General features: G+C 44.5%; 13 protein-coding genes and 1 tRNA gene. 3 read left to right on the top strand and 11 right to left on the bottom strand.

Annotation, left to right across the window (positions count from 1 at the left end; translation table 11 throughout):
* Positions 1-40: 40 nt before the first annotated feature.
* Positions 41-116: transfer RNA gene (locus AYW75_RS17640), tRNA-Val, on the top strand.
* A 115-nt stretch (positions 117-231) separates the two neighbouring features.
* Here AYW75_RS17640 and AYW75_RS17635 read toward each other — a convergent pair.
* Positions 232-714: an Lrp/AsnC family transcriptional regulator gene (locus tag AYW75_RS17635; protein WP_082856586.1), complete on the bottom strand. Its 483-nt coding sequence runs from the start codon at positions 712-714 to the stop codon at positions 232-234.
* 158 nt (positions 715-872) lie between these two features.
* Between AYW75_RS17635 and AYW75_RS17630 the strand changes: the two genes are divergently transcribed.
* Positions 873-1532, top strand: a complete 660-nt coding sequence (locus tag AYW75_RS17630) for a thiamine pyrophosphate-dependent enzyme (protein WP_067102352.1) — start codon at positions 873-875, stop codon at positions 1530-1532.
* On the opposite strand, the gene AYW75_RS17625 is transcribed toward AYW75_RS17630, so the two are convergent.
* Positions 1466-2221, bottom strand: a complete 756-nt coding sequence (locus AYW75_RS17625) for a copper amine oxidase (protein WP_067102349.1) — start codon at positions 2219-2221, stop codon at positions 1466-1468. The two genes, AYW75_RS17630 and AYW75_RS17625, sit on opposite strands and share 67 nt — an antisense overlap.
* Here AYW75_RS17625 and AYW75_RS17620 point away from each other — a divergent pair.
* Complete coding sequence (locus tag AYW75_RS17620) at positions 2208-2582, top strand: type 2 periplasmic-binding domain-containing protein (RefSeq protein WP_156490884.1); 375 nt, start codon at positions 2208-2210, stop codon at positions 2580-2582. The two genes, AYW75_RS17625 and AYW75_RS17620, sit on opposite strands and share 14 nt — an antisense overlap.
* A gap of 412 nt (positions 2583-2994) precedes the next feature.
* On the opposite strand, the gene AYW75_RS17615 is transcribed toward AYW75_RS17620, so the two are convergent.
* From AYW75_RS17615 to AYW75_RS17575, 9 genes are all read right to left on the bottom strand, one after another.
* On the bottom strand, positions 2995-4329 hold the full coding sequence (locus AYW75_RS17615; RefSeq protein WP_067102344.1) for a TRAP transporter large permease: 1335 nt from the start codon (positions 4327-4329) through the stop codon (positions 2995-2997).
* Complete coding sequence (locus AYW75_RS17610) at positions 4322-4879, bottom strand: TRAP transporter small permease subunit (RefSeq protein WP_067102343.1); 558 nt, start codon at positions 4877-4879, stop codon at positions 4322-4324. Before AYW75_RS17610 ends, AYW75_RS17615 begins: the two co-directional genes overlap by 8 nt.
* A gap of 95 nt (positions 4880-4974) precedes the next feature.
* Complete coding sequence (locus AYW75_RS17605) at positions 4975-6009, bottom strand: TRAP transporter substrate-binding protein (RefSeq protein ID WP_067102340.1); 1035 nt, start codon at positions 6007-6009, stop codon at positions 4975-4977.
* 513 nt (positions 6010-6522) lie between these two features.
* The gene (locus AYW75_RS17600; protein WP_067102338.1) at positions 6523-7005 is read right to left on the bottom strand and encodes a MarR family winged helix-turn-helix transcriptional regulator; all 483 of its coding nucleotides are present in this window, start codon (positions 7003-7005) and stop codon (positions 6523-6525) included.
* A gap of 165 nt (positions 7006-7170) precedes the next feature.
* Positions 7171-7932 (bottom strand): class II aldolase/adducin family protein, encoded by a 762-nt coding sequence (locus tag AYW75_RS17595; protein WP_067102335.1) that lies wholly within the window; start codon positions 7930-7932, stop codon positions 7171-7173.
* Positions 7933-7969: 37 nt separating this feature from the next.
* Positions 7970-8953 carry a ketopantoate reductase family protein gene (locus AYW75_RS17590; RefSeq protein ID WP_067102333.1) on the bottom strand — a complete coding sequence of 328 codons (984 nt, stop codon included), beginning with the start codon at positions 8951-8953 and terminating at the stop codon, positions 7970-7972.
* A gap of 79 nt (positions 8954-9032) precedes the next feature.
* Positions 9033-9794, bottom strand: a complete 762-nt coding sequence (locus tag AYW75_RS17585; protein WP_067102330.1) for an ABC transporter ATP-binding protein — start codon at positions 9792-9794, stop codon at positions 9033-9035.
* On the bottom strand, positions 9794-11593 hold the full coding sequence (locus AYW75_RS17580) for a branched-chain amino acid ABC transporter ATP-binding protein/permease (protein WP_067102328.1): 1800 nt from the start codon (positions 11591-11593) through the stop codon (positions 9794-9796). The genes AYW75_RS17585 and AYW75_RS17580 overlap by 1 nt, the downstream gene beginning before the upstream one ends.
* Positions 11594-12631, bottom strand: coding sequence for a branched-chain amino acid ABC transporter permease (locus AYW75_RS17575; protein WP_067102326.1), 1038 nt, complete (start codon positions 12629-12631; stop codon positions 11594-11596). It abuts the gene before it with no gap.
* Positions 12632-12715 lie beyond the last annotated feature (84 nt).

Here is a 12715-nt window from a genome sequence, read left to right as displayed (position 1 = left end):
TAAAGAGTAGTAAGTTGCCAAGCGTTACCATCATTGCGATGGGTGTGTAGCTCAGTTGGGAGAGCGTCGCCCTTACAAGGCGAATGTCGGGAGTTCGAACCTCTCCACACCCACCATACGAGATATTTCCTCCCTGTAAGTTCTATTTTTAAATATACCCACCTTCTATTACATCCCTGTGCATTTAAAATTGTTTTTTTAGTCAACTATCTTAGTCTGCAAATCGTGTTTTCAAGAAAAGTCGCTAATGGGAAATTCATGTAATGGATATTCTCTCGAGACCTTGGGTTGTTTCATTGAAAACATGGTATTCACAGAGCGCACGCCTTTAGCTTGTAAGAGCTTTTGGCTTAGTAGTTCGTCATAGGTGATTAGGTCTTTAGTAACAATTTTTAGTAGATAGTCGCAATCACCGCTGACGGAATGACACTCTTGTATTTCATGGCAGTCACTGACAATGGAGAGAAAAGGCTCAAGGGTTTGAGGATGATGATTGTCCATTGATACCTGTGCAAAAGCGATCACATTTAAGTTCAGCCTTTTCGCATTCAGTTCAGCTTTATAGCCACTGATGTAGCCTTCGTCTTCTAAACGCTTTAGTCGACGCCAGCATGGTGCGTTCGAAAGCCCTATTTTATCCGCTAAATCCCTATTGCTTAAACGGCCGTCATTTTGCAGCGCCGCAAGAATACTAATATCAAATTTATCCAGCACGAACTGTTTCCCTTTATTGTTGTTTGAAGAAACTTTGTTGCTCAGTGTGACAAAGAGATAGCAATTAAGAAAGATAATTTCGTCAATTCGTGGATAACATTAACTGCATCTTACTTATAAAAATAAAGCTGAAAAGCAGAGAAAGAGGATGTGTCTTAATGAATGAATTGCTAGAAACCCCAACATGCACTTCAAAACTCAATACAAATAAGCCAGATTTTGATTGGCGAAGCGTCAGTCGATTAATGCTTTTATCTCGCGCTCTTGATGACATCGAAGAGCATGAGCTTGTGCCTGAGAAACTAGTGTTTAATCAGTTTTCCGCTCGCGGGCACGACTTTGCCCAAATTCTTTTAGGTTCTCTTTTGACGCATCCTCATGACGCTGCGACGGGCTACTACCGTTCGAGACCCTTTGTGATGAGTTTGGGTATCGATCTAGATGAGGTGGTGGCATCACCTTTGGCAAAATCGGGTGGCTACAGTGATGGCAGAGACATCGGTGTTGTATGTAACTACCCTAATGTGAATAGAAAGGGCGCGATGTTGTTCCCAATGTGTGGTGGTGTGGGGGCTCAATATTCACCTATCTCAGGTTGGGCGCAGTCCATTCTATATCATCGGGATCAGCTAGAAGAAGAGAGCTATGTAGGTGCGATTGCGGTTTCAATGGGTGGCGACTCTTCGATGTCGACCAGTGGGTTTTGGGCGGCACTAAACATCTCGACGACGAATAATTTACCGCATCTATTTTATATTGAAGACAACGGATACGGTATTTCAGTACCGCAGGAAACGCAAACACCTGAATCTAGGTAAGCCTTAAAATACCAACCGATATCAGGATCGCCGTAGGGAACAATCATGCCACCAAGGGAACCTTCATACATGATTTTGCGTTTGGTGCCTTGGTCGTTGTAGGTCATCGTCGAGAGAACAGGGCCAACACGAGGATCAAGCTTTAAGTGGAAGTCCCAGTTTTGCCAATGGATGATGTTGCCGGACATTTTGTAATTCGAACCTTTCGGTTCTGAAATGGCGATGGGTTTTACCGTGGCCATATTTTTCTGATCACGACCATCATAAGGGTTTGGCTTCATGGGAACAGGGATCACACCGCTGTCTTCGATTTTTTCAATAGACTTGGTTTCTAGGTTAACCACAGCCACTAGCCCTTCAATAGGGTGGGCCCAAAAATTACCATCACCAATGTCTAAATAAGAGACTATTTTCAGCAAACGGTCGTCTTCTTTTAGCCCATCTTCGCCATCAAAGAAACCAACAGTTAGCGGCGTAGCCACCACTTCTTTGACATTGTCTATGCCACGTTTTTTAAGGGCATCGGCATATTCTTTACTGCTTTCAATAATCTCCTGAGCGGCAATAAAATCGTCCCAGATGACCATTCCGTGAACGTCTTTAATGGGCTGCCAACGTGTGACGGTCTTGGTTGCCAAGTTGACAGTGCCTTCAATAACTTGTTTGCCATCTAAAATGGTAAAGGTCATTGTAACAGGGCCTCGTGACTCGCTTGGGTTTGTGATAAGTCAATATGAACATCGCACCGGTATTAAATTGTTTCATAAATCAGCCTTTGGTCAGCTGATGACGACGTTGCGTTATGTCATGGATGGTCATGGAATATTGTTAGCTCCCACCTCTGCATTTTTTCATCTACAGGATACCAATCAGATTGAAGCGGTCGAGATTATTGAGCCGAATCTCTGGCGAGATGTTGCTATTACGACGACCTCAGATCGCCCGCAAACGGTTTTGTTAAACGCAAGTATACCTCTCATCAAAGAGGTTACTAAATCGGAGTGGTTAGCAGGGCGCTGGCAGGGGGGATTGCCAGCAAGTTCAATTTAAGACAAGCGTGTGCGTTTTACATTAACTCAAAAAAACCTATGAGTAATGTCGCGAAAAGCCTGATAGGCAAGTGGATCTTTAAATGCTTCTGCGCATATTAGGTAGATATCTTTTTTAGTAGGTGTTGCGCGATAGAAGGTTTAAGGCAAGTAACTGTAATGGCGCTATCTGGCTGCTCCATTAGCATTCATTCGACAATATTTCCACCTCAAGCAGCGAGCCCGCTGCAATGCGTAAATTATGCTTGATACTTAACTTTAAGCGGGAAACTTACTCTTTAGCAGAGTTCACTCTGCGGGTAATTGCACGGCCTTCTCTTGCTTAAAAGCCACCTATGCTAGGTGGCTTTTATGTCTTAGGTATAACGTATGCTTGATGTAGACGGGATAAAGTTTGCCTCTATCACCCTTTTTTACAACAACCACGTAACCAGTGAGGGGTAAAGCGCTACGATGGAAAGTGTTAATAATTGCAGTAAGACAAATGGGATAGCACCCTTGTATATCTCCGCCATACCGATGTCACTGGCAGCACTTCGGATGTAGAACAAAGCCATACCAACAGGGGGGGTCAAGAAGGACGTTTGCAAACACAAAGCCATTAGAATCGCTACCCACACGGGATCAAAGCCAAAATTGACTAAAATTGGCATGACCAGAGGGGCGATAATTAAGACAATTTCCATCCAGTCTAAGAAAAATCCTAATAGAAAGATGATGAAAATCACGCAGAACAGAATACCTTCCGGACTCAGTGGTAAAGCATAAAGTGCGTTTTCAATGACTTCATCACCACCATAGCCGCGTAAGACAACTGAGAAGCAGGATGCACCAAAGATAAGTGCATATAAGAATGCGACAGATCGACCTGTTTGATAACAAACGATACGTAAATCCAGCCATTTGAGTCGACCAGAACTCCAAGCTAATAAGGTAGCTCCAGCTGCACCGATGCCAGATGCTTCTGTTGGAGAGGCAATACCAGCAATGATGGACCCTAATACTGTTAAAACTAACAGAAGCGGTGCAAACAAAGCTTTAGAAATGTCTAAAACAATGTCGAACTTACTAATGCTGTCATCTTCTTCTGAGACCAGTTTCGGCATATTGGAAGGTTTAAGCAGCGCATAAATAAAGATAAAAAGCACAAAGCTGGTGGCAAGTAACAGTCCTGGAATAATGGCGCCCATAAATAGGTCACCAACAGGAATTCGTAGCTGATCTCCCATCACAACCAGCATGATGGAAGGTGGCACCAGAATGCCAAGGCAGCCCGTTGCTCCGACGGTTCCTGCGCTAATCCATTTTGCATATCCTGCTTTAAACATGGTGGGCAAAGCAATGGTGGACAGCAAAACCACGGAGGCACCAATAATCCCAGTAGAGGCGGCCAGTACGACACCAATCAAAACCACGGCGATTGCTAACCCGCCTGGTGTCTTACCCAACACACGGCGCATGGCTTCAATTAAGCGCTCTGCAATGCCAGATCGATCAAGCATGTAGCCCATAAAAATGAACATCGACATGGGGATAAGCGAATAGCTGGAAATGGTGGAAAATGTTCGATTGGCGACAAAGCCAATGGTGCGTAACTCGGCTACATCGTAGATCTCAAATGAAACAAGTATGCTTCCTAACGTAGCAAATAATACGCCGACACCACCCAAAATAAAGGCAACAGGAAAGCCTGAAAAGAGAATGAGCATGAAGCTAGAGAACAGTAGAAATACGAATAACTCACTCATGGAACGTCCCCTTATTCACTGAAGTTGATGGGGCCGATACGCTGCTCGGTTGAATTAAAAAAGCCACATTACGCAATAGAATAGCGACACCTTGGAGAGCCAACAAACTTAAACCAAGCGCCATTACGCCCTTGATAATATAGCGAGCGGGCAAACCAGAGGGCATTGGTGAACCTTCGCGCAACGACCAAGAGTAGCTGGCGATGCCCCATGCATGCCAAGAGACGAGAATGACATAAGGGAACAGCAAAAATAAAATGCCTAGAATTTCGACCCAAGCGCGGCGTTTGGGGCTGAACCTACTGTGGAGAATGTCCACTCGAATGTGCTCGTCTGCTTGGTAGGTATAAGCCAAGCAGGACATTACAACAATGGCGTTTAAGTGCCATTGCACTTCTTCTAATTCGACTAACCCGATGTTAAACACGTAACGCATAATAACGTTGATCAAGATGGTTAAGATCAGCAGCGGCAGAATGAGTGAGCCCGCTTTGCCTATTGCAACTGATATGACTTCTATTTTATGTGCTATGGAGTTTATGCTGCGCATTAAAAAACACTCCGGTTGTGTAAGGTAAGTAAGAGGGCGTATTTTGAAAGCAAAACCGAGAATTCTGAGCGCGAGATTCTCGGTTTTACCAGACTTTAGCTGCCTTTATATTCTGACCATAAAGCTATTTTTTCGCGGTAGCTATTCAGTGAATCTAAGGTGCGCTTGAAGTCAGCATCTTTACTTGCGGCTTCTTGCATAACTTCCTCTGTACCTTTTTTGAACTCGGCCAGTACTTCAGGAGGGAATGATTTAATTTCGGTGCCTGCGGCCTTGAATTGAGTAATCGCATCAGAATTGGCAGCAGTAGTGGACGTGACAGTCCATAATTGCGTTTCTCTACAGGTATCTTCTATTAAACCTTGTTGCGCTGTACTCATCGAGTCCCATTTACGCTTATTGATAATAAGTTCATTGACCGCGGCAGGTTGATGCCAGCCAGGTAAATAATAGTACTTAGCGACTTTTTCAAACCCCATAGCCACGTCAATGGCTGGCATAGAAAACTCAGTACCATCTATGACACCGCGCTCTAGATTAGGATAAATATCACCACCACCTAGTAATACAACCGATGCACCGGCTTTATTCATGACCTCGCCTGCAAGCCCTGCAAAGCGAATTTTTTTGCCATCTAAATCATCTATCGAGTTGATTTCGAAGTTGTACCAACCACCCGCTTCAGCGTCCATAAGGCCGCATGGCACTGTTACAACACCTTGTTTGGCATAAATATCACGCCAAATCTCTAAGCCGCCACCATTGTGTACCCAATCCAACATCTCTATAGCTGATGGGCCAAATGGGATACCACCGAAAAGTTGTAGGGCAGGGAATCGTCCAGCAACGTAAAGCGGTGAGGTGTAGCCAGCATCGAGCGTTCCTTGTTGTACAGCATCAAATATCTCCAGTGCAGGCACCAGCTTTCCAGCAGAGTAAAGTTTTACTTTAATGTCTTCTGAGGTGGTTTTGAGTCTATCAGCTAAATGCTGAGCACTTTGTCCACTGGCAGGCAGTGTCAGCGGCCAAGCACTTTGAATATCTAAGCGGACTGGAGCAGCAGTGGCTCCAATGGATCCTAATACGGCTATGGATGAAATAACAGCTGTGACAAATGGCTTGTAACACATAGGGTCTCTCCTTGTTGGTGCTCGCGACCGATAGATTACTTGAGCTTCCTAACTTATGCTCAACATCTAAAGATAACTTGAGCTGCATTTGGCGGTTTGATCCGCGGTAATTTTTATTTGAACTTTAATTCGACTCACCTGAGAGGGAGTTATAATGCACTTTTATAAAAGCACATTTTTATTTGAATATTCAAATAAAGATTCATGCATTCAAGTATCATGCCATGCGTGATTTCTTTAATTTCTTTGCTTTGTGACGAGGTGAATTAGCGCGTTCCATATCCATTAAAATTGAATGTTTTCTAAATAAGTGTATGTTAATTAAGATTTTTATGGATAGTGAGGAAGTTTGTTAAGCGCATCTATAGTGTAAAAACTTTATGTTTTTAAAAATGCTTTTTGGTTACAAGAAAATGCAACAGCACCATATTTGGACAATAATATTGCTTGAAATAGCATTGGCGCTAAGAAAAGGCGGTGATGGGGATAGAGAATATTCCCCGTTCATGTGCATTAGTGTTCAGGTAAATTGTGGAAAAGCTCTTCCAATAGTTTATTAAGTCTTTGTATTTTGGCTGCGGTTAGTCCTTTAAAACTTTGTTTGAACAAATCCTTAGTGGCAAAACGAATATCCTCGACAGCCTCAAGACCTTTATCTGTGATCATTACTTCTGTAACACGACCATCGTCACTTCTTACTCTTGTGTCAACCAAGCCGTCTTGTTTCATCCGTTGGATAATTTTCGTTACAGTGGGTAATTTGGCGATCGCATGAACTGCAATTTCTGAAACGCTGCAAATACCTTCTTCTTTTAAGGTCAGTAAAATACGCCATCTTGGGATATCAAGATTGACTTTTTTTAAGGCTCTTTCTACGGCAGCACTATAGCGACCATGAACTTGATTTAACCAGTAAAACGGAAAATCTTCTTTATGGAAGTCATCGCTAGCTGGATTAAACCGTTGACTTCGCGGTGATTTTGGCGTGTTGCTCATAAAAATCCTTGATTGTAATTAACAATTGAATGTACAAAATACGACGTTTTCAGTCAATTGAATTGTCAATAATTTGTATCAATAATGATTCTTAATTACAATCTTGATCTGTGTGTTATTGTTAAAAAATATCAGCGTAAACTGACCATTATGACTATGTTTAAATCACCAGCAGGAGCCTTTCTCGGCTTCCATTTTTCGAACCATGGCATTGTAAAACTTGTCTGCAAAGCCGCTATCTTTAATCAGCATCTGCGTCAGATCCGCACACTTTTCTTGTATGTTTTGCTCGAGCGTTACATCTTCACCACCTAGCGCGCCAGATGTTACCTGAATTTCTGCGGCACGTTGTACGGTCCATAACAGGAAAAAAGTGCGCTCTATATCAAATTCGCCCACAGCGATGCCATGATTTCTCAAGACAAGAATATGCTTCTGTCCTAGGCTTTCTAGCATGCGGCTTTTTTCGTCATCAAATAGCGTAATACCCTCAAAATCATGATAGCCAATGCGTCCATATAGTTGCGCTCCGTAGAAGCTATCATGGTTAAAGCCATGCTTTTTCATTGCGACGGCAGACACTTCGTTAGTGTGGGTGTGAATGACGCAGTGTATGTCTTCTCGAGCAGCGTGAATGGCGCCATGAAGAGCAAAGCCTGCTGGGTTGCCATCGAATGGCGAGTCATCCAGCTTTTCGCCGTTAACATCCACTTTTATTAGATTTTCAGGGGTTATTTCGGTGTAATTAAGACCAAATGGATTAACTAAATATTCACCCTCAATATGAGGAAGGCGAGCTGAAATGTGATTGAAGATGGTTTCTGTCCATCCAAAATAGTCTATTAGGTGGTAGCAGTGAGCTAGCTTTACGCGAAGTGCCCATTCTTCTTCGCTGATGTGGGTTGGTCGTTGTGCTGAATGATTCATGTTATGTCACTCTTATAAATTCATGGTTATGTCAGTGTTAAGATTGCGTGTTAGGTAGAGGCTGTGAAGCAACAAAGTGAGTAAGGTCTAGGAGTTGCTTTGTGGCAGTCATCGGTATGCTGATCTTGTCAGCCAGTTCCAAAACAGCATAGCCAATCGCATCCAGTTCTAGGGGGTTATTCGCTTCATAGTCCTGTAACATTGAAGTTTTTACCGAGCCCATGCCGGCTCCGAGCTCCATAAAGGTATAGGGATCAAAGCGAATTCGGGCTCCGTAGGCGGCAGCAACCAGCATCACTTCATCAAGTATTTTACGCACCAGAAGTTTCAAACGTTGGTCACCGTACAGTTGCTCCAGTGTACCTTTGGTCACAACAGAGAGTGGGTTTGAAGTGAGGTTGGCGGCGACTTTGGTCCATATCTGATCACGGATGTTGTCGGTAGTGCGTGCTTCTATTCCCGCATCTTCAATGACTTTTCGGACTTGTTCGAGTCGATCAGTCATTTCGTGATTGATTTCCCCTAATACAATGAGGTGAGGGTTGGTGGAGGTGACCACGCCGGGTGCATTTCTAAACGCTGTGATAAACACCACGCAGCCAATAAGATGATGTTGGGGGAGCAGTTTGCTTACGCTTCCTTCAGGGTCGATGGCTTGTATGGTGTCCCCAGAGAAGCGCCCTTCAACCCCTTCGAAATACCACCAGGGAATACCATTTACCACGGGAATGACAATCGTTTTCTCATGTAACATGGGTGCGATGAGTTTTAACATGGCAGGCAAGGCTGGGGCTTTACTACAAATAAAAATGAGATCTTGTGGGCCAATTTCTTCTGCTGAGTCTGAGGCAAAGACCTTGGCGGTGTGTTCGCCATCGATGTCGGTGAGATGGATGCCGGTATTGTTAAGTGTTTCAAGCGTGGTTCCCCGAGCGAGTACTTTAACATTTTGTCCTGATTCAGATAGGCGGGCGGCGAGTGTGCACCCAATAGCGCCAGCGCCAGCGATACAAATGTCCATAATGAAAGGTTCCTTAAAAAAATGAGAGAGCCTCTAAGGCGAGGACTCTCTCCAACTGGAGGTAGGGGTTTGAATTACTTTAGCTGGAAAGCAACTCTTGGTGCTTACTTGCAAAGCCTAAGTAGGCTTCAATAACCTTAGGATCGTTCGCAAGTTCTGTCGCTGGACCTTGCATAGCCACTTGTCCTCCTTCGAGAACATAGGCGTAATCTGCTACTTTTAAGGCTGCGCGGGCGTTTTGCTCCACGAGAAGAATTGACACGCCTTGGCTTCTCAGGTCGGCAAATATTCGAAAGATCTCACGTGTAATTAAAGGGGCTAACCCTAAGCTAGGTTCGTCTAGCATCAAGAGCTTTGGTTTGCTCATCATAGCTCGACCAATGGCTAGCATTTGTCTTTCACCACCAGATAAGGTGCCAGCTTGCTGTTCGCAGCGTTCTTTTAAGCGTGGGAAGAGCTGGTATATTTCATCCAATGTTTGATCGTAACTTTTATCGCCACGACGGTAGCGTTGAAATGCGCCAAGCAATAAATTGTCCTGAACGGTCATGGTCGCAAAAAGCTCACGCTTCTCTGGCACCAGTCCCAGACCGTGAGACACTAAGGTTTCAACCTCAGGGCTAATAAAGTCTTTGCCGTTAAAATGAATGGTTCCTTTAGACGGTAAGATGCCCATGATTGCCGACAGAAGCGTGGTTTTCCCCGCACCATTTGGGCCGATAACGGTAACCAGCTTTCCTTCTTTGAGGGTTAGGTCAATACCTGTAAGAGCTTCTACTTTGCCGTAGGCAACATGAAGATCGCTGACGTCTAAAAGGATATTATCAGTGAGTTGAGTCATTATTCTGCGCCTCCCAAGTAGGCTTCTAAGACCGCCGGATTGGTTTGGATTTCTTCGGGTAAGCCTTCCGCTATCTTTTCACCAAATTCCATTACCACAATGCGATCGGCTAGATTCATCACAAAGTCCATATCATGTTCAACCAATAAAATGGCTAGTCCTTCTTTTTTGAGTTTTTTAAGTAGTTCTGCGAGTGCTTGTTTCTCTTTGTGTCTAAGTCCAGCTGCGGGTTCGTCAAGTAGTAGCACGCATGGGTCAGCACAGAGTGCGCGGGCGATTTCAAGAATACGTTGTTGACCTAGGGATAGGCTTCCCGCTTCTGTGTATAGGTGATCCCCTAAACCCACTCGTTCAAGTTGGTATTCAGCTTCTTTTAGAAGGCGTTGCTCTTCTGTTCTTTCAGCGTGAAGTGCTGAGCTGATAATGCCTTTATTACCACGCATGTGAGTGCCCAAGGCAACGTTCTCTAATACCGTCATTGTGGTTAGCAATTTTACATGCTGAAACGTACGGCTCATCCCCATGTGTGCCACTTCACGAGAGGTTTTACCTTTTAAGCTTTGGTCCAAAAATAGCACTTCACCATCGCTGGGGGTGTCGACGGCAGAGAGCTGGTTAAACATCGTACTTTTCCCAGCGCCATTTGGGCCAATAAGAGCAAGTATTTCACCCGCATGTAATTGTAAGTTCATTTGATTGTTGGCAACCAAACCGCCAAAGCGGCGAGTAACATTACAGGCTTCTAATATTAATTGACCTTTTTCAGGCAAATCTCGACGCGTTAGGCTCTTTGCTGAAGGCGCTATCTTCAAGTGATTCTGATTGCGCCAAGAGGCCGGTGCGAGTTTTACGAGCAAAGGCCAAATGCCACCAGGTGAGCGATGCATCATGAAAACGATTAGCAAACCTAAAACAATCGCTTCATATTGTCCATCTCCACCCATAATAAGTGGCAGCCAATCTTGAAGCCATTGCTTAAGCATGGTTAGGATGCCGGCACCCAGTAGAGCGCCCCATACACTTCCCACACCACCAATTAATGCCATAAATAGGTAGTCAATGCCCATGCTAAGCCCAAAAGGCGTTGGATTGACAAAGCGTTGAGTGTGGGCGTAAAGCCACCCCGAAATGCCTGCAAACAATGCTGAGATTAAGAAAATAATCATTTTCGAGCGGAAGGTGTTCACTCCCATGGACTCCGCCATTAACTGGCCACCTTTTAGAGCACGAATGGCTCGACCTTCGCGAGAATTTAATAGGTTGCTGGTAACCCACACAGCGAACATCAAAATAGCCCAAATCAGGTAGTATATTTTTTCGCCTTTATCAAGAACGACACCAAACAGACTTAAAGAGGGTAAACCGCTGATACCTGTATGACCGCCCATAGAGCTCATGGTGCCAAACAAGTAATACAGTGAAATACCCCAAGCAATCGTGCCTAGCGGTAAATAGTGTCCAGATAATTTAAGGGTTAAAGCGCCAAGAAATAAAGCCACAGCGGCGGTTAATATCAAGCCGATCAGCAAGCCAATCCAAGGTGACCCTGCTGACCAAGCGAGCCAGCCTGGTAGTTGCTCGGTTGTCGTTAGATAGGCAGTGGAGTATGCACCCAGTCCAACGAAAGCGGCTTGACCAAAGCTGGTCATGCCACCAACGCCTGTTAGTAATACCAAACCCAATACAACGAGAGCGTACAGGCCAATATAGTTCAATAGCGCAACTTGAAATGTAGGTAGTACTTGGGGCGCAAAGGCGAGTACGACTAAGCCAATGATAATTAAGTAACGTGATTTCATTTATTCTTCATCCTCTACGTTATGGCTATTCATCGAGCGCCAGATTAAGAATGGAATAATCAGGGTGAAAACGATGATTTCTTTGTAACTGCTGGCCCAAAACATGGAAAAGGCTTCGATCATGCCCACAGCAATGGCGCCAAAGGCAGCAAGAGGGTAACTGACAAGTCCGCCAATGATGGCACCAACGAATCCTTTAAGGCTGATGATGAAACCTGAGTCGTAATATAGGGTGGTGATCGGAGCAATCAAAATGCCCGATGCACTACCAATAAAGGCGGCGAGGGCAAAAGTTGCTTTACCAGCAAAAATAGGGGAAATACCCTGTAAGCGAGCGCCCATTCTATTAACGGCTGTGGCACGCAGTGCTTTGCCATAGAGAGTACGTTCAAAGGCAATGAATAACGTCACAATTAGGACAATTGAAACCAAAATGACCCAGAGTGTTTGGCTTTTTAGCATCACTGACCCTAAGCGGAAATTGGAGTCAGAGAAGGGTTCTGTACGAGCGCCTTCAGGCCCAAACAATAATAGACCTATGCCTACCATAGAGACATGAAGGGCAATGGACACTATGAGTAAAACTAATGCGGGTGCTTCTGCTAAGGGTTGGAAGAATAGGCGGTACATAATGGGGCCAATTGGCACGATTAAGCATAGTGTTAAGACGACTTGTAGGGCCATTGGAATCTCTGACAGCGGAAGCTGGTTCAGAAGGCCGATCATAATGGCGACGTAACTTAGCTTAAGTGCGATGACTTTGAGTTTTTTAGACTCTGCTCGGTGCTTGAGGTATTGGTATAGGTCCAGTGCACAATCGATTAGGGCAAGTCCCAGCAGCAACCATTCTATATTGGGGGCTTTGCCCATTTGCATGGCTGCCATCGTTAGTGCACCAAATGTAACAAACTCTCCTAATGGGATAAGAAGTATCCGTGTAACCGTAAAAACCAGCAAGATTGACAGAGCCAATAAGGCATATATAGCCCCATTGGTTAGGCCATCCTGTCCAAGCAGTGTGGCAATCTGAAAGTTCATTTAGTGTGATTCCTTTTGTTCTCATCGAATTTTGCAGCTTCGTGACCGCAATTGTTTTTTTGGTATTTAAGAGGAGGTGTGCAG

Origin of the sequence: Marinomonas atlantica (assembly GCF_001639725.1) — a bacterium.
Lineage (GTDB): Bacteria > Pseudomonadota > Gammaproteobacteria > Pseudomonadales > Marinomonadaceae > Marinomonas > Marinomonas atlantica.
This window is presented reverse-complemented; position numbering and strand designations above follow the sequence as displayed.